15 protein-coding genes, 3 pseudogenes, 1 CRISPR repeat array and 1 other annotated feature are annotated in these 16902 nt (G+C 38.4%); of the genes and pseudogenes, 4 read left to right on the top strand and 14 right to left on the bottom strand.

Annotated elements, in window-relative coordinates; all coding sequences use genetic code 11:
* Window positions 1-73: 73 nt before the first annotated feature.
* Window positions 74-988 (bottom strand): type I pantothenate kinase, encoded by a 915-nt coding sequence (gene coaA, locus D0Z64_RS06140; protein WP_080881716.1) that lies wholly within the window; start codon window positions 986-988, stop codon window positions 74-76.
* Between the two features lie 54 nt (window positions 989-1042).
* On the opposite strand from coaA, the gene D0Z64_RS06145 reads away from it, so the two are divergent.
* A complete protein-coding gene (locus D0Z64_RS06145; protein ID WP_006352017.1) occupies window positions 1043-1597 on the top strand; it encodes an SGNH/GDSL hydrolase family protein in 555 nt (184 codons plus the stop codon).
* On the opposite strand, the gene D0Z64_RS06150 is transcribed toward D0Z64_RS06145, so the two are convergent.
* The 4 genes and pseudogenes from D0Z64_RS06150 to helD form a co-directional block, all read right to left on the bottom strand.
* Window positions 1594-2043: a GNAT family N-acetyltransferase gene (locus tag D0Z64_RS06150; RefSeq protein ID WP_080881717.1), complete on the bottom strand. Its 450-nt coding sequence runs from the start codon at window positions 2041-2043 to the stop codon at window positions 1594-1596. The genes D0Z64_RS06145 and D0Z64_RS06150 overlap by 4 nt on opposite strands.
* A gap of 1 nt (window position 2044) precedes the next feature.
* Window positions 2045-2296 (bottom strand): annotated as a pseudogene (locus tag D0Z64_RS06155) (transporter substrate-binding domain-containing protein); the annotation flags it as partial.
* Window positions 2295-2480 (bottom strand): annotated as a pseudogene (locus tag D0Z64_RS06160) (ABC transporter permease subunit); the annotation flags it as partial. The pseudogenes D0Z64_RS06155 and D0Z64_RS06160, both read right to left, overlap by 2 nt.
* A 158-nt stretch (window positions 2481-2638) precedes the next feature.
* Window positions 2639-2880, bottom strand: a binding site (T-box leader).
* A 45-nt stretch (window positions 2881-2925) separates the two neighbouring features.
* Window positions 2926-5232, bottom strand: coding sequence for an RNA polymerase recycling motor HelD (gene helD / locus D0Z64_RS06165; protein WP_406565673.1), 2307 nt, complete (start codon window positions 5230-5232; stop codon window positions 2926-2928).
* A 145-nt stretch (window positions 5233-5377) separates the two neighbouring features.
* On the opposite strand from helD, the gene D0Z64_RS06170 reads away from it, so the two are divergent.
* Window positions 5378-6073, top strand: a complete 696-nt coding sequence (locus D0Z64_RS06170) for a matrixin family metalloprotease (RefSeq protein WP_080881720.1) — start codon at window positions 5378-5380, stop codon at window positions 6071-6073.
* Window positions 6074-6142: 69 nt separating this feature from the next.
* On the top strand, window positions 6143-6793 hold the full coding sequence (locus D0Z64_RS06175; protein WP_080881721.1) for a histidine phosphatase family protein: 651 nt from the start codon (window positions 6143-6145) through the stop codon (window positions 6791-6793).
* 44 nt (window positions 6794-6837) lie between these two features.
* Here D0Z64_RS06175 and D0Z64_RS06180 read toward each other — a convergent pair whose 3' ends face one another.
* Together D0Z64_RS06180 and D0Z64_RS06185 are read right to left on the bottom strand one after the other, a co-directional pair.
* The gene (locus D0Z64_RS06180) at window positions 6838-7521 is read right to left on the bottom strand and encodes an FtsX-like permease family protein (protein ID WP_406565674.1); all 684 of its coding nucleotides are present in this window, start codon (window positions 7519-7521) and stop codon (window positions 6838-6840) included.
* Window positions 7448-7663: pseudogene (locus D0Z64_RS06185) on the bottom strand (ATP-binding cassette domain-containing protein); the annotation flags it as partial. The gene D0Z64_RS06180 and the pseudogene D0Z64_RS06185, both read right to left, overlap by 74 nt.
* Before the next feature lie 63 nt (window positions 7664-7726).
* On the opposite strand from D0Z64_RS06185, the gene D0Z64_RS06190 reads away from it, so the two are divergent.
* Window positions 7727-8335 carry a DUF4145 domain-containing protein gene (locus D0Z64_RS06190; protein ID WP_080881724.1) on the top strand — a complete coding sequence of 203 codons (609 nt, stop codon included), beginning with the start codon at window positions 7727-7729 and terminating at the stop codon, window positions 8333-8335.
* A gap of 25 nt (window positions 8336-8360) precedes the next feature.
* Here the strand turns inward: D0Z64_RS06190 and D0Z64_RS06195 are convergent, their stop codons facing one another.
* The 7 genes from D0Z64_RS06195 to cas1 all read right to left on the bottom strand — a co-directional run bounded on the left by D0Z64_RS06195 (window position 8361) and on the right by cas1 (window position 16835).
* On the bottom strand, window positions 8361-9626 hold the full coding sequence (locus D0Z64_RS06195; RefSeq protein WP_080881902.1) for a TcaA 3rd/4th domain-containing protein: 1266 nt from the start codon (window positions 9624-9626) through the stop codon (window positions 8361-8363).
* 165 nt (window positions 9627-9791) lie between these two features.
* A complete protein-coding gene (locus D0Z64_RS06200; protein ID WP_127345746.1) occupies window positions 9792-10415 on the bottom strand; it encodes a hypothetical protein in 624 nt (207 codons plus the stop codon).
* 163 nt (window positions 10416-10578) lie between these two features.
* Entirely contained in the window at window positions 10579-11460 is an 882-nt protein-coding gene (gene galU / locus D0Z64_RS06205) for a UTP--glucose-1-phosphate uridylyltransferase GalU (protein ID WP_127345747.1), read from the bottom strand.
* A 174-nt stretch (window positions 11461-11634) separates the two neighbouring features.
* A complete protein-coding gene (locus D0Z64_RS08810; protein ID WP_406565683.1) occupies window positions 11635-11733 on the bottom strand; it encodes a hypothetical protein in 99 nt (32 codons plus the stop codon).
* A gap of 8 nt (window positions 11734-11741) precedes the next feature.
* Window positions 11742-14946: direct repeats of the CRISPR family, unit length 36 nt; unit sequence GATCTAAACCTTATTGATCTAACAATCATCTAAAAC.
* Between the two features lie 32 nt (window positions 14947-14978).
* The gene (gene csn2, locus D0Z64_RS06210) at window positions 14979-15647 is read right to left on the bottom strand and encodes a type II-A CRISPR-associated protein Csn2 (RefSeq protein ID WP_127345748.1); all 669 of its coding nucleotides are present in this window, start codon (window positions 15645-15647) and stop codon (window positions 14979-14981) included.
* Complete coding sequence (gene cas2 / locus D0Z64_RS06215; protein WP_080881728.1) at window positions 15644-15949, bottom strand: CRISPR-associated endonuclease Cas2; 306 nt, start codon at window positions 15947-15949, stop codon at window positions 15644-15646. The genes csn2 and cas2 overlap by 4 nt, the downstream gene beginning before the upstream one ends.
* Window positions 15927-16835 (bottom strand): type II CRISPR-associated endonuclease Cas1, encoded by a 909-nt coding sequence (gene cas1 / locus D0Z64_RS06220; RefSeq protein ID WP_127345749.1) that lies wholly within the window; start codon window positions 16833-16835, stop codon window positions 15927-15929. Before cas1 ends, cas2 begins: the two co-directional genes overlap by 23 nt.
* Window positions 16836-16902 lie beyond the last annotated feature (67 nt).

Raw genomic sequence — 16902 nt, forward strand, 5'->3', positions numbered from 1 at the left:
AACACGCTGGAGGTAATGCAAATTTTTTAATTAATAAAATATAGATCGTATTCATACCTTCTAGTATACCAAATTAGAAGCGGCGCAGTAATATTTGATCGATCACATGACCCGTCGTTTTGTGCAGAATCAAGCTTGCTCTGGTCTTAGTTGGAGCAATGTACTCGCGCAAGTTAACCAGGTTGACCATCTGCCAGGTTTCTTCAGCCAGCTGCAATGCCGCTGTTCTCGGACCGTTAGCCAATTCATAGTAAAAATTATCCGGCTTATTTTTATTCATTTCCATAATCTTGGTAAAACGCTGCATATACCAGCTTTCGATCAAATCCTCTTTCGCATCGATATAAATTGAAAAATCGAAAAAGTCGCTGGTCACCATTTGCCCGCTTTCCGGCAGCTGCAAAGTATTGATCCCTTCCATGATCAAAATATCGGGACGCTTGACATGACCGTATTTACCCGGCACAATATCACTTAATTCCTGAGAATAAAGTGGATAAACAATATCTTCCTTGCCTGCCAAAACATCGGACAGGAAATCACTCAGCAGCTGCATATTGTAGCTTTCGGGAAAGCCTTTGCGGGGCATAAGATTGCGCTGGGCTAGTTCGGCATTATTGTACAAAAAACCGTCCGTGGTCATTAAGTGAATTTTCAAATCCGGATAGGTCCGGCTCAGCAGCAATTGCAATAGCCGGGCTGTTGTCGACTTGCCGACGGCCACTGATCCGGAAATGCCAATGATGAACGGCGCTGTTTTTATAGTTTTATGCAAAAAACGCATCGAATCTGCCTGGGCGTGGCGCTTATTTTCAAACATCAGATGCAAATAGCCTACCAATGTCGTGTAAATTTCATGCACGTCGGTCAGGTCAATTACATCCCCCAACGACTTGACCTTGGCTAGTTCTTCTTTACTAACCTGAACTCGATTGGCCGGAGCCAAAGCTGCCCACTCATTTCGATTAAAAGAAAGATAGTTTTTCATCTGCAACTCTCCTCAAATTGATACCATTATATTATAAGGGAAGGATGTAAAAATATGAAAAAGATTGTACTTTTTGGCGATTCACTTTTCAACGGTTTTCGCCACCATCGCGATACCGACTTGATCACTACTGCTTTACAAGAAAAATTAGGCAAAAATGCACAGGTGAAAAACTTTTCCAAAAGTGGTGCAACAACGGTCGAAGGCCTAGACTTCTTAACGCAAATTCCACAGGACACTGACCTGGTTTTAATCGAATACGGCACCAACGATTCTTCCATTGTCGGCATTTCTTCGCAAAATTATGAAAAAAATCTGGAGCAAATGATCAGATTTTGCGCTCCTAGCAAGGTTATTCTAGTTGGACCCTGGCAAGATAAAAATGGCAATGAATATACTATTCCTGACCATTTAGCACAAAATCGCAAGATTGTTGACAAGCTTGCGCATAAGTATCATTTGCCACAAATTGATTTGTTGACAATGCGCACAGGGGAAAAGAATGTGGATAAATTATATCAAGCCGATAATTTGCACCTAACTGATTACGGCAATCAAAAACTGGTCGAGCTGCTTTATCATGCAATCAAAAAAGAACTGGAAATCTAATCCAGTTCTTTTTTCATCATGATATGTTTTACGCCACCTTCATCAAAAGGCGCACCAAATTCTTGGTAGCCCAATGACTGATAAAATGCTTCTGCACTTATTTGCGCGTGGCAAACTACTGCTTTTGCACCTTTTTCTCGCAAAAAATTATGCACAGCCTGCATCATCTTCGTTCCCAAGTGCTGTCCGCGCATCTCTTTATCCACAGCTACCCGGCCGAACATCCAGCCAAGATTTTCATCTTTAAAAACGCGGCAGGTAGCTAAGGCGTTATTCCGCGCATCATTTAACAAAAAGACTTGGGTCGCCGTCAGATCAGTATCATCAAGTTCAGGCAAGGTGATTTTTTGCTCGGTTACGAATGTATTAGTGCGCAGTCTTTCCACGCAATACATTTCTCTGCCTGACATCTCATCAACTTTTTTAAAAAGAAACTTTTCTGCCATCTTATTTTCCTAAATAATTGCTCTTTCTGCCAAAACATTTTTCATTTAACTGTTCAAGTTTGCCATTTTTCTGCAATTTTTTCAATCCGGCATTAATCTTCTGGCGCAAAGTTTTATCTTCTTTGCGCATACCAACGGCAAATAAGTCGGCGGGCACCTTATGATTTTCGATAATGCGATACTCATTCTTATTGGCCATGTGAGCAACATAGTAGTTAGCATAGACTTCATCAAGCAATATGCCTTGAATGCGGCGTCCCCCGCATAATCCAAACGTAAAATTCCACCAGCCACTTTAGCGGCTTGATCTTGCTCATTTATCCTAAAGCTACCAAAATACCGAGGGGCAATGAAATCAATAATGTCCAAAAGAAAATTCTCAATGTCAGCCATGTTCCTGCCATCAAAGCTGGCATGATTTGTCTTACGTAATGCATGTAGTTCACCTGCTTAGTAATAAAAAAGTCCTCTTGAGCAAATGCCCAAGAGGACGAATCAACGTGTTTCCACCTCAACTTCGCAGTTGTTTCCTCAGCAGTTTTATTATCAACTTAATTTTTGCTAACAAAAAAAGCCCACCTAGATCTGATTGATCTAAGAGGGCGAATTTTAAGTCCGCGGTTCCACCTCATGTTCGCAGCTAACTCACACTAGCTACCTCACTAAGTTTGATAATAAACCTTTAGCTGTAATGGGCTAACCCGGACTTCTCTACTAGTTTCAATTTCAAGGAATCGACTCACAGATGTGAATTCATCTAAGCGGCTATCTCCTTTTCACCAACGGAGACTCTCTAATAACCACTCTTAGATTACTGTTTCTGTTCTTTGTCTTTAAACTGTTATTGAATATTAAACGATTCTTAATCTTTTGTCAATAATTTTACTTGACAAGATAAGTATCAGCTTTCACATCCAAGAGTGGGCTCTTTTCACCTGTATAAATGAGATCCAGCTTGTACATTGCCCGTGACGTAATCGTATAAACCAATTGGGTTTCATCGAGTTCATGGTATGCCTTTTTGGAAGCATCCCACATCACAACAGCATCAAATTCCAATCCTTTAGCCAAATATGATGGCAGAATCAAGTTGCCGGAAACCAGCCGCTGGTTGGCTGTCGCAATCAAGGTTGTCTTTTTGCCTTCTGCTTGCAACTGCTTATGAAGGTGCTCAGCGCTGGCCAGATCCTTGGTAATGATTGCCGTAGTGAACTTTTGCTGATCATTTTCTCGCAAAAGCTTTGTTAAAACAGCAACAGCTTCTTTCTCTGTCTTGCGACCGTAAATCGCTGGAACAGGGCCTTGTCGGTTGAAGGCTTCGATCTTTTCACCCTGACGCAAGATCTGCTTGGTAAAGTCGGTAATCTGTTTGGTTGACCGATATGATTTGGTCAGTTGCACGACATCGGTTTTCTTCGGATCAAACAATCCTGAGATTTGTTTGAGCAAGCTTCTACTTTCGTCTTTAGTGAAAATAGCCTGATTCAAATCACCCAACATCGTAAATTTGGCTCGTGGGAAATTGTACTTTAGATAAGCCAACTGGAATGGCGTATAATCCTGAATTTCATCAATAAAGGCATAGCGCATTTCATAATCAGTCTGCCGACCAGTGATCAAGTCGTACAAATAAAGGTAGGCTGAAACATCATTCATGTGAATGGTGTGCTTTCTAAAACCATCCTTCACTTCTTCAACGTGTTCAGTCCAATCATCAACACTGATGTTCCACTTGGAAAGATCAACCATCTTAGGAACAGCCCGCAAAAAGCTTAAATACTGAGCCCGCATATTGATGAAGTTGTTGTGGCGAATCCGCTGGAAGACAGGCTGCAAAGCCTTAACCACGATCTTGCGTCCCAAAAACTTCTCTTCTTCAGCTTCAGAACTGAATTCCTGATCAGGACGATCATACAAATTATTCAGCTCTTCTTTGCTTAAGCTTTCAATCGTCTTGCTTACCCAAGCTTTGCGTACTTCCGGAGCGATCTTGCGGTTCAGCATCTTGATTAATTCTTCGCGCGTTGCATCGATTCGGTTGGCCAAATTGTAGTTTTGATTGAAGGAGTAGTAGATTTCCTTGATTTTTTCTTTAGCAAAATATGGCTTCTGTGGATCGCGAAAGTTGATGTTCTTAAAAATAACTCCGCGCTCATTCAGCTTCTTAGCATAACGCGTCAGCAAATTAAAGAAGTGGACTGAATCTTTAAAGTTGCCGATGGCTGTGTTTGCACTTTGATCCTCAAACTGATCAAACAGATTTTCAACCTGCATCCCCGGCAAACGCCGCGCAACAAACTGCCAGTAAGTCATTTGCACCATGTTTTGCTCGCCCATTTCTGGCAAAACATTCTTGATGTAGTCGTTGAACAGTTGGTTCGGACTAAACATGATAACATCGCTGGAAGTCAAATTACCCCGGTAACGATAGAGCAAATATGCAATTCTCTGCAAAATTGCACTGGTCTTGCCAGAACCGGCAGCCCCTTGCACAAAGAGCAGATCAGCGCTGGTGTTACGAATAATCTTATTCTGCTCGCGTTGAATCGTCGTTACGATTGACTTCATTTGCGTGCTGGACTTTTCTGACAAAACAGACAGCAGCATTTGGTCACCAATTGATTCATTGGTATCAAACATATTGACGATCTTGCCATCTTTAATTTGGAATTGCCGCTTCTTGGTCATGTCAACGGTAATTTCACCTTCTGGTGAGTTGTAGGAAACCTGCCCTAATTTTCCATCATAGTAAATTGAAGAAATTGGTGCCCGCCAGTCGTAAACCAAAAAATGATCATTATCATCGGCAAAAGAACCCAAACCAATATAAATGGTTTCTGTTTCATCGGAATCTTTTTCCTTAAAATCTACTCGCGCAAAATATGGGCTCTTCTCTAACCGTTTCACTGTCGCTAACTGCTTAGCTGAATGCTGCCAATCATGTTCACGTTCAGCGAGCAGTTGCTGCTGCTGGTGAATTGACAGAGCCGTTTCCATTGAAGTCGAGTAGCCATCGTAATCCAATTTAACATCATCGAAGAAGTGCGAATTAAGATCTCTGGCTTCGCCTTCAACAGTCTTAATTGACTTGCGTAGCTCTTTTTCTTTAGCCTTGATCAATCCTAAGACATGATCAAGATGCTGTTGTTCGACTTGTTTTTCGTTGCTTACTTCAGTCACATTTATCACCTATCTCTTAAAAAACTGTATTCTATTTTATCATGAATGACGCACAGGTTATACTTTATCGATCTCGCAATAAAAACATAAACAAATTTCACCAAAATTAAATAAACTGAGTATATAATACTTAAGCAAACGGAGTTGATGAAAAATGCGTGGATTTTTTCGATTTTTACGTAATTTAGTTTTTCTCGGAATCCTGGCATTCGGTGTTTGGACTTATCAAAACAACAGTCAAATCCGAACAGCAACCAATGATTCGCTGTTTACCTTAAAGCAACGCGTAACTCAGCTGATTGCTACTGGCAATTTTGCTCCACCTACGCTAAGTGATTCTGGCAATAATACTCAGATCTCTTCGACGACTAAAACCAGTACGTCCAAAAGCAAGAGCAGCAATCCCATCTGGCCTAAGAATACCGCAACGGTTTATATCGATATTCCTAATGATGCCCAATTGCGCAGTGCTACTCTTGATGCAATGAGCGCTTGGAACAGAACTGGTGCCTTTTTATTTAAGCAGACTTCGAATAAAGCTAAGGCCAATATCGTGGTCAGCACCGTTAGCAACAGTGATACCGAGGCTGCAGGTCAAACGTCAATCAGCTATAATCCACTGACTAATCATTTGACCAAAGCCAAAGTTGAACTGAATCGCTACTACTTGCAAAATGCATGGTATGGCTACAGCAATAGCCGAATCGTTAACACCGCCGAACATGAATTAGGTCATGCCATCGGACTGAAACATTGCAAAACCGTTTCCGTCATGTATCCAGCAGGATCCTACTATACCATCCAGCCACGTGATATTGCGGCAGTTAAAAAATTATATAGCGCAAGATAAAGACAGTTAAAAAATCATCCTTTTTTGTTTAAAATAAAGGTGATTGTTTTTTAGTTAGGGAGAAAAAGGATGAAAAGAATTTATATTGTGCGTCACGGTCAAACTTATATCAACCGTTACAACAAGATGCAGGGCTGGTGCGATACCCCGCTAACTAAGGCCGGCATTGCCGGAGCTGATGAAGCTGGAGAAGCATTAAAGGATGTACCTTTTGATATTGCCTTGTCCAGTGATTTAAAGCGGGCCAGCGACACCTGCGATATTATTATCAAGCACAACGTCAATCGCGATGAATTGCAGCACATTGCCAGTCCATTTTTCCGTGAGCAATTTTATGGCTTCTTCGAAGGGATGGATTCTGAAATGGCTTGGCGCATGATCGGCGGTGCTCATGGCTATGCCACTAGACAGGAAATGTTCCAGCACGAAAGAATTGACACGATCAAAGATTGGATCAAGCAAGCAGATCCTTACCACGATGCTGAAAATTCTGAGGAATATTGGAAGCGACTTGATAAAGGTTTTAAATTGATCAGAGAATTGGATGGAGCTGAGAATATTCTGCTGGTAACTCATGGCTTTACCATTCGGAGCTTGTGGTACCGTTATGGTGATGACATTCCATTGGTTCCAGGTCCAAAGAATGCTTCAATTACGACAATGACGATGAGCGACAAGGGTGAAATTAAAATTCCATCTTGGAATAAAATGCATTTATAATGCATTTATAAATAGAAAAACTTCTCCAAATGGAGAAGTTTTTCTTATTTATTCTTCAAAACGATTCCTTCATAGAGCTTAACCGTAATCAAGTAATAAATTACTAAGAAAATCGTAAACGGAATCCAAATCTTGTCATACGGATTCTGTAGCATTGATTTAAAGAACTGCAGACCAAACAATACATCAACGATGCCCAGCACAGCCGGCAATGCAAACAAAGTCCCAATCTTGCTTCTAATTGATGACTTTAATAATTTTTCTTGGGCACCAATCTTCCACAGCATCTTGTACCGCGGACGGTCACTATTGGCGCCTGACAAAACCTTAAACATCAATGTTGAAGCCAGCATTGCCGGCACGTAGAAGCCAAAGAAACGATGAATCTGCAGGCCTAATTGTGAAAACAATAATTCTGAAACTACTTGCGTTAACCCAGTCCCAACAATGATTCCTAAAACAGCAGCCAAGAGACCAACTACAATCGTTTCAGTAAAAATCAGTCTGCCGATTTTGCTATTACGTGCACCTAACATCATGTAAGTTCCATAGTCTTTTTTTCGCATGCTGAATAAAAAACTATTGGCATAAACGATATAAACCAGCGTGATCGTCATAAACATATAAAAGATGGCACTAGCCAAAGTCAAACCAGAAAATATAACCAATCTCCTTGCCGCGAAAGTCGGCCATCTCATTTTTGCGCAGCTTGGTAATGTCTTGACCATTAACGTAAACACTGCCCGTGGTCGGCTTATCCAATGTGGATAAAATGTTGAGCATAGTGGTTTTTCCTGAGCCAGACGCACCCATGATGCCCACAAATTCGCCTTTTTCCACAGAAAAATCAACGCCCTTTAATGCCTGGATTTTGTCAACGGTATTTCGTAAAAAAGTTTATAATCAGTAATAAGAAAAGTGAGGGAAAAGCCTATGGTAGAAGCAAATTTTGCTTATTTAAAAAATAGCAAACTCTTAAAAAAAGAATTCTCTACAGCCGACAAAATTCGCAAGCTGTACGAGATTGATGATTACCGCGACGTCATGATCAACGCCCGGAGATTGCTCGAAAGCGTAACGCGTAAGATTATCGACTGGGAAAATTTGAACCCATATTATCCGATCCCTTCCGGTCAGCAGCGAAATCTGCGCAGCAACATCCAATATTTGCGAGAAAATCTGACTTATCCACTGAGTATCTACAACTTGTTCGACGAAGTGCGACGTATCGGCAATGAAGCCGTTCATGCCAGCAATTTTAAGACCAGCAAAGACCAGGCCTGGCACGTAATTTGCGACATCAACGATATTCTGGTCTTTCTTCTGAATTCCTATGAAGAAGAAAGGCTCAGCTACATGCGACCCGATATCATGCTGGAAGCAATTGATCATCCCGAAAAATTCAAGCCGCGCAAAGTTATCAACAACTTCACCCAGCAGCCTGTTAAAAACGAAAACGTTGTTCAAGCACAAGAATTTTTAAAAACAAAAAAGAAAAAACGCCGCCGTTTTGGTCGGCTGCGTCATTTTCTCAAACACTAAAAAACAAGACCTGAAGGTCTTGTTTTTATTTTGTCTGTTTTCCGAGGGATTTAATTACCTGCGTTTGTGAACTGTTGTGGAAAATTGCACCCTCATAGTTGATAACTTTCTTGTGTTTTTTGCCTTTTTCACGATACGTATACACAAGTTGATAAGAGACATCGCTGTAATTGCTACCAGCAGGCATAATCTTAGTGATCGTTACTGTTAGCTTAAGGTTCTTCTTGCCCTTCTTAAAGACCTTCACCTGCTTCTTCAAATCTTTGTAAGCTTGATTGTCCTTGCCATTCTCAAAAGTAGTCTCATCAGGCTTAGTGTAGTTATTGTAGAGCAGCTGTCCAGCCTCGGTTTGATCAATCAACCCCGGCCAGATTGGATTAACAATGTAGTCGCCTTCTACATCCTGATAAACGTCCTGCTTTTGATTACCAGCGTAATTGCTTGGCGTACCATAGTCTTCATCATCGTCGTCACTATTAGAAAATTCAGTCTCAATCGATGAAGACAAGTCTTTTACCTTTTCGGACTTAATGGTTTTGCCATTATAGGTTGATTTGATGTAAAGCTCCATGTTTTTGGCCAACGGATAATTCTTGAAGGTGGCCCGCCCATATTTGTCAAGCGTCTTTACCTTGCGATCGTTAATATAGACGACGCCGTATGGAACGCTACGGATTTGGAAAGTTCCTGTCTTAATAATCATGTTGATCGTCTTATTTGACCAAATGTTGACGATCGCATCGGCCTTGAGCTTGCGGCCAGAAACCTTGGTTTTAACTAGCAAGTGATAGCGCCCTGGGAAAATCAGCCCCAAATCAGAGTAGAAGTTCTGATCGGCACCTTCCATTTTGCCAAAACTTTCTTTATCCACAATTAAAGTAGAGCCTGCATGGTTGGTTTCCACTTGCGGGTGGTAAACTTGGATACGCAGACTATATTTTGGAAACAGGAAGAAATACGTCCCGGATTCGATCAGCTTAATCTGATCGCTGTATTTGCCCTTGCGCAAGTTAGCGCTAAGCTGTTTGGCTGCTTGTTTATTTTCCTTAAAATACTGCTGCAGCGGCTTCAATTTAGCGTCAGTTACTGTAATATCAGGATCTGAAGCCACGACATATTTAGCCATTTTCTTGCTAGGATCGTTGATGCAGCTGACGATGCGATCAATTTGTCTGCCCTTTTGGTAATAAATTGAACCCCAGCCGTAAAAGACACCGAAAGCAATCAGTAGGATAATGAAGGCCACCAATTTTGGATGTCGTTTATGCAGCTTTTTCTTATTTTTTGTCATGTTTCTCACCTATAACCCTCATGTATTTAGCCTATCAATTTTAAAATAAATAGCAAAGATTTTTTTCTTAAATAAATTGGTCCTCAAATACTAAAAGATAAAAATCAGGAAAAACAAAGCCAAATACCTTATGGTACTTGACTTTACGTAGAAAAAATGCTGGTATTAAATCCAACATTCGATCTTTTCTTTAGGTACGATAATGCACCAGATTAATGTGATTAAGCTGACAACAATAATTAAAACAGAAACAAAGTCCAAGATCCGCTCAATGGCAGCGGTACTACGGTAAGCCATCTCATCGCGGCTCGAATATTTTTGCGTTAGTAAGGCAATGTACTGTGACATGTTGTAGCCGTAATGGTCAAAATTATCAGTATTCTTCGCCGTGATGCCTACTTGCTTAAGCGAAAGCTTGCTGTTCTGCAGCTGCTGCACGACATATTTTGCACTGCTGTCCATGCTGCTGGCAAAATCACGTGCGTTATCGGCTGGCGTGATCACAAGACGCAAATAGCGCTTATCCGATTGTGACCAACTCTTCTTATCAGTCGGTGCGATTTGAATTACCGTTTTATTGCCACGATATTTTTTTAAATCTTCATTCGTAAAGCTTGCTTGAATTTGCGGCTGGCTATTGCTGCTTAAGTGGCTGCTATTGATGTAAGTATTGATGTTGGGGATAATTTCGAAGTTAACCAGAGCCACAACTAAAATCAGTAGCATGTTGATGAAGAGCCGCAGTCGATCATTCGCAAGCCTTTTCTTTCTTAAAAGTCTATTTTGCATCTCATCCTTCTCTTTTGCTTTGGGATAAATTCCATAATAAGTATAGTACAAGGGATTCAGTTTGAAGGCAAATAAGGTTATTCTTATTTAAATGTTTGGAATTTGTTTTTACAAAAAATGAGAACACACCGTATTAGATGCGTTCTCATTTTTTATATCTAAATTATTTACTCAACTTCTTACCCAGCTCAATGATGTACTTCTTCAGAGCATCGCGAGTTTCAGGGTGGCGCAAACCATATTGGATAGAGGTTTCAAGGTAGCCTTCCTTGTTGCCAACATCGAAGCGTTGACCCTTGAAGACATGAGCAAAGACGCGTTGAGTCTTGTTCATAGTATCGATGGCGTCAGTCAACTGAACTTCGCCACCGCGTCCTGGCTTGGTGTGTTCCAAAATGTCGAAAATTTCTGGCGTTAACAAGTAACGGCCAATAATTGCGTAATCACTTGGCGCATCTTCAACCGCCGGCTTTTCCACAAAACTTTTGACATTAATCAAACCAGGCTCAATCTCATCTTCAGGTGCGATCACACCATACTTGGAAACTTCTTCATGTGGCACCTTCATCACGGCAATGGTTGAGGCGTGAGTCTTGTCATAATCGTTCATCAACTGCTTGGTTAGCGGCACCTTGTCGCGCATCAAATCATCGCCCAGCATAACAACGAATGGTTCATTGCCGACGAAACTGCGAGCGCGGTAAATTGCATCGCCAAGGCCAGCTGGATATGGCTGACGAGTGTAGTACAAGTTGACACCCAAATCCGTAACTTCTTGGGTCAAATTCAGCAGTTCAATCTTGCCAGTACTCTTCAAATCTTGCTCCAATTCAGGGTTTGAATCGAAGTGGTTTTCGATTGACCGCTTGTTTTTGCCATTAACGATTAAAATATCTTCGATGCCGGCCTTCTTTGCTTCTTCAACGATGAATTGAATGGTTGGCTTATCAACAATCGGCAGCATTTCCTTAGGCATGGCCTTGGTAGCTGGTAAAAAGCGGGTCCCCAGTCCCGCAGCGGGAATAACAGCTTTTCTTACTTTCATAATTTACTCCTTCGAAAAAGTAAATACACTTTTAATTGTAGCAAAAATTCGCACGTTTTTGTTTAAAGGTCGATTAGATCTTAGCTGAATTCGTGCAAATTTGCAATAAAAGAAAAAGACCACATCAAATTTATGATGTGATCGTTCGTAGTAAGCCTATTTTTCAGATTTTAATTACACCAAAACAAGCTTGATTTGCCGATGAGCGGCTTCAGCAATATCTGATAATAAGCCAACAGATACATTCATCGATCCTGATTCGATTCTTGCTATCGTAGATTGATCTAAACCTTATTGATCTAACAATCATCTAAAACTGTGAGCCTTTTCAATATCGTATTGATGGGGATCTAAACCTTATTGATCTAACAATCATCTAAAACTGATTACTCTACTAAATACAATAATTTATCGATCTAAACCTTATTGATCTAACAATCATCTAAAACGATTCAGGCTTAACTTCTTTATGAGTCGCCGATCTAAACCTTATTGATCTAACAATCATCTAAAACCGGCAAAATTGGCTTGCTCTTTGCCTATTTGATCTAAACCTTATTGATCTAACAATCATCTAAAACCCTCTTCGGGTTTCGCTGGCAAGACAATCAGATCTAAACCTTATTGATCTAACAATCATCTAAAACCTATTTAGAGAAGTTTGGAAGGTTGATGATGATCTAAACCTTATTGATCTAACAATCATCTAAAACCTATTTAGAGAAGTTTGGAAGGTTGATGATGATCTAAACCTTATTGATCTAACAATCATCTAAAACGTCTTGGGACGCTGGTTGGGAACAAATCCGGATCTAAACCTTATTGATCTAACAATCATCTAAAACTCTATTTTGCGTAAATTGCTATATTAGTGTGATCTAAACCTTATTGATCTAACAATCATCTAAAACTACCTCGATAGCATTCTTAACTTCATCTGTGATCTAAACCTTATTGATCTAACAATCATCTAAAACCAGTCATTGAGTTAGCTTCTTCTGCATTCTGATCTAAACCTTATTGATCTAACAATCATCTAAAACTACTCCAAGAACCAATTTTCCACCTAGCTCGATCTAAACCTTATTGATCTAACAATCATCTAAAACTTTTAACTCTTGAAGTAATTCAAGCTCTTCGATCTAAACCTTATTGATCTAACAATCATCTAAAACCTTGCTTAAGACCATGTATCCAACTCCGCAGATCTAAACCTTATTGATCTAACAATCATCTAAAACGATTAAAGCAAGTTGGCGGCTTGGCTGCAAGATCTAAACCTTATTGATCTAACAATCATCTAAAACAAAAGAAATTATTGGTTAAGCCGCTTTTTCGATCTAAACCTTATTGATCTAACAATCATCTAAAACCCGCGTATATTAGGTTTGGATTTTTGATCTGATCTAAACCTTATTGATCTAACAATCATCTAAAACGAGCATGTTGCCATAAACCAGCTACGGTTAGATCTAAACCTTATTGATCTAACAATCATCTAAAACGATTCAGGCTTAACTTCTTTATGAGTCGCCGATCTAAACCTTATTGATCTAACAATCATCTAAAACCTGGAATCAGAGTGGCAAATATGGCAAAGGGATCTAAACCTTATTGATCTAACAATCATCTAAAACGTTCTGGCAGGTTTCAGCTTCTTTGATAGAGATCTAAACCTTATTGATCTAACAATCATCTAAAACCTAAGTGGAGGTATTTATTATGAATTGGATGATCTAAACCTTATTGATCTAACAATCATCTAAAACTGTGCAATCAATAAGCGGTAATCATCCTTCGATCTAAACCTTATTGATCTAACAATCATCTAAAACCTCATACGAGCCAGCACCGCGTTCTCTGTCGATCTAAACCTTATTGATCTAACAATCATCTAAAACCAGTTCCGTGAACAGTAACGGTGTGAATTGGATCTAAACCTTATTGATCTAACAATCATCTAAAACAAGCAAATACGTTTGGTATTTCATGTCTTTGATCTAAACCTTATTGATCTAACAATCATCTAAAACATTGCCTACATCAATTTGAGGAGGAACAGTGATCTAAACCTTATTGATCTAACAATCATCTAAAACCAAGCGTTCTAATAATTCTGTTCTTGCTAAGATCTAAACCTTATTGATCTAACAATCATCTAAAACTGAACTATTTAATAGCATGTTTAATAGTGAGATCTAAACCTTATTGATCTAACAATCATCTAAAACATTTGGCCACTAATTGTTCAGCTTCCCATTGATCTAAACCTTATTGATCTAACAATCATCTAAAACTTTGCTTGTTTAATGAACTTTTCGTCAGTCGATCTAAACCTTATTGATCTAACAATCATCTAAAACTGTAGTGTTTGTTCGTCCGTGCATCTTTGAGATCTAAACCTTATTGATCTAACAATCATCTAAAACCTTCATTTTGAGCTTTTTCAATGAAGTGCAGATCTAAACCTTATTGATCTAACAATCATCTAAAACTTGGTTCACGCTTATCGGTAGCAAATATTTGATCTAAACCTTATTGATCTAACAATCATCTAAAACTTAATTCTGTCATATTATTTTTCTTTCTAAGATCTAAACCTTATTGATCTAACAATCATCTAAAACTAGTTCTTTGATCAATTTTCTTCTGTAGTAGATCTAAACCTTATTGATCTAACAATCATCTAAAACAACCTCTCTTGTTTAATACTTCTTATCTCTGATCTAAACCTTATTGATCTAACAATCATCTAAAACGGGTCTATGTATGGGAGCTCTCTCAGAATGGATCTAAACCTTATTGATCTAACAATCATCTAAAACATCCCTCATACTCTCCATAATCGGTTTCAGGGATCTAAACCTTATTGATCTAACAATCATCTAAAACAAGCAATCATGTAGTTACCGACCTTTTCATGATCTAAACCTTATTGATCTAACAATCATCTAAAACGCAATGAAGGTGGGAATAAATATCCTGCTGGATCTAAACCTTATTGATCTAACAATCATCTAAAACGTGCTTAACTGATACCATGGTAGCCAATTGGATCTAAACCTTATTGATCTAACAATCATCTAAAACGATACTGTTAATGGTACTGTTGATACTAGTGATCTAAACCTTATTGATCTAACAATCATCTAAAACAGAGGTGCACGGTCAGCCATGCTATGAGCAGATCTAAACCTTATTGATCTAACAATCATCTAAAACAAAGGAACAATGCATTGATTGGAAGTCTTTGATCTAAACCTTATTGATCTAACAATCATCTAAAACGAAATTTTTATGTGACTTATAAGCCAACGGGATCTAAACCTTATTGATCTAACAATCATCTAAAACATGTTAAGTATGATAAATACAATCTATCTGGATCTAAACCTTATTGATCTAACAATCATCTAAAACGCTCAAAACGTTGGGGACGGCTACGAAGATGATCTAAACCTTATTGATCTAACAATCATCTAAAACCGATTTTTTATAATCTAGTTTTCATTCAAAGATTAATACCAATCAACAAGGTCCTCATCAATATAGTAGAATTCAGCATTCTTAGGAACAATCAGAAAATCCTTATCTGTGAATTCTATTAAAAGCAATTTCATATTAAGCTGATTCACCAATTCAGATAACTCATCAAGTTGCTGTGAATTTAAGTAATTAGCGACGTTACAGATCACAGGAATCGAACCCAGCTTACATAACTGATGAATCTTTAAGATCGATTCAATTATAGCATATGGTTCCTCCATCAGTTTTGAATCTAAGTGTAGATTCTCTAATTTCAGCAACTTTTCCAAATCTTCATTAAAATCGATTTCTAACGGAAGATCCTCTAATAACAATGAATCCTGTAATAGTGCTTCTAATTTATGATAAGCTACCATAATTTTGTTACGATTCTCTTCATCTAAATTTTCAATAAAACTCTTAAAAATATGAGATGAATATTTATTAATAACATCTTTTGTTAATAAAACATCCCCAACAAAATCAAAAGCTTTTCCAATTTCTAGCTCATTATAATGATCATCACTACAAATAATTGTCGGTCTTACTTGTTGAAAACCTTGAACCAAATCACGATAAGCAATTGAACTCTTTGTTGCAATAATTTTTAAACCCGGATCTTCAAGTTTAACTTGCTTATGTGTCAAATAAGAAAGAATCACAAAATCACCGTCCTATCAGAAGTATTTCTGACATCCTCTACTGGTTTACCAACTAAAAAGTGCATATCATTATATTGCTTTTCCGTCACCATTAATGATTGGACCACGCCACCACTTGGTAAAAATTTTCGTACTCGATTTTCTAAGAAAGTAGCTGTTTTTCTTGTAACACATACTCTTTCATAAACAGAAAATTGAATCATCAAGAATCCCTCATTGATTAATTTTCGTCTAAACTGACGATATTCTTTTCTTTCTGTCGCTGTCTCCATTGGCAAATCAAACATTATCATTAAGCGCATTGTTCGGTACCTCATTTGTTAGTTTCATCTCAATCCCAATATCAGCAATTTCTCCACTTAAATATTTCAAACAATTTCGCACATAATCTGCGATTGCGTTAGCAAGTAATGTTTTCTTTCCATTAAAAATAATTTCTAAACTTAATAATTCTACAAGTCCGTATTTGATATCCGGTGTAAAATTTTGAATCTTTTCATGAGCCTTAACCCAATAATCAACAAAAGGTCTAAATGGCTCCATTAGATCACTTCCAAGATTAAATTGATTTTCTGTTGAATGATGGTGAATTCCTAAGTATGTCAAATAACCATTAACAGCAATCTCTCGATCAAAACTCGAAAGTAAAATAGCATAGCCATAATCTAAAGCAGCATTGATCACACCAGAATTTCTTCTCACAAAGTCTTTACCAAACATATCCATAAAGTATTTTCTAGCAGCCGCTGCTTCTCGATTCGTTGGATCATTTATCTCTAATTGATCTAATTCATTTTGTAAATCTGCAGCGTTAATTTGATAATTACGCAAAACTTGAATTTGATTCTGTATCTTTGCCGTCACAATTTTAGTCCACAGTAATGATTGTCGTCTTTCATCCCAGTTAAATTGCTTATCTAATTTTTTAATATTCCTACTCCCAGGATAATAATCAACAGTTTCAGTTACTGGTTGATATTTTTCATCAACAAAAATTACCTTTGTCTGATTTTCAGCTAATTTACTAATTAAAGCACTCGTTATTACTGCTTGTGATGTAGAAACTAACAATAAATTAATATCACTAATCGGTATTTGATTAATACCGTCACGAGTTTGGACAATCATCATTTGCATTGAATACGTTAATTTAGCATGTTGTGTAATTACAACAGATCTCCATCCCATTCTCACTTTCTCCTTGTCTAATTATTTAGTAAATGATATTATTATCTTGTCGGGTAGCTCCCGACGC

The organism is Lactobacillus amylolyticus, from assembly GCF_003999355.1.
In the GTDB taxonomy this organism is placed as follows: Bacteria; Bacillota; Bacilli; order Lactobacillales; family Lactobacillaceae; genus Lactobacillus; species Lactobacillus amylolyticus.

What these genes read in the sequence shown, in the direction of transcription:
- coaA (WP_080881716.1), bottom strand. Translation starts at nt 988, where the DNA reads ATGAAAAACTATCTTTCTTTTAATCGAAATGAGTGGGCAGCTTTGGCT.
- D0Z64_RS06145 (WP_006352017.1), top strand. Translation starts at nt 1,043, where the DNA reads ATGAAAAAGATTGTACTTTTTGGCGATTCACTTTTCAACGGTTTTCGC.
- D0Z64_RS06150 (WP_080881717.1), bottom strand. Translation starts at nt 2,043, where the DNA reads ATGGCAGAAAAGTTTCTTTTTAAAAAAGTTGATGAGATGTCAGGCAGA.
- D0Z64_RS06170 (WP_080881720.1), top strand. Translation starts at nt 5,378, where the DNA reads ATGCGTGGATTTTTTCGATTTTTACGTAATTTAGTTTTTCTCGGAATC.
- D0Z64_RS06175 (WP_080881721.1), top strand. Translation starts at nt 6,143, where the DNA reads ATGAAAAGAATTTATATTGTGCGTCACGGTCAAACTTATATCAACCGT.
- D0Z64_RS06180 (WP_406565674.1), bottom strand. Translation starts at nt 7,521, where the DNA reads ATGGTCAAGACATTACCAAGCTGCGCAAAAATGAGATGGCCGACTTTC.
- D0Z64_RS06190 (WP_080881724.1), top strand. Translation starts at nt 7,727, where the DNA reads ATGGTAGAAGCAAATTTTGCTTATTTAAAAAATAGCAAACTCTTAAAA.
- D0Z64_RS06195 (WP_080881902.1), bottom strand. Translation starts at nt 9,626, where the DNA reads ATGACAAAAAATAAGAAAAAGCTGCATAAACGACATCCAAAATTGGTG.
- D0Z64_RS06200 (WP_127345746.1), bottom strand. Translation starts at nt 10,415, where the DNA reads ATGCAAAATAGACTTTTAAGAAAGAAAAGGCTTGCGAATGATCGACTG.
- galU (WP_127345747.1), bottom strand. Translation starts at nt 11,460, where the DNA reads ATGAAAGTAAGAAAAGCTGTTATTCCCGCTGCGGGACTGGGGACCCGC.
- cas2 (WP_080881728.1), bottom strand. Translation starts at nt 15,949, where the DNA reads ATGCGCTTAATGATAATGTTTGATTTGCCAATGGAGACAGCGACAGAA.
- cas1 (WP_127345749.1), bottom strand. Translation starts at nt 16,835, where the DNA reads ATGGGATGGAGATCTGTTGTAATTACACAACATGCTAAATTAACGTAT.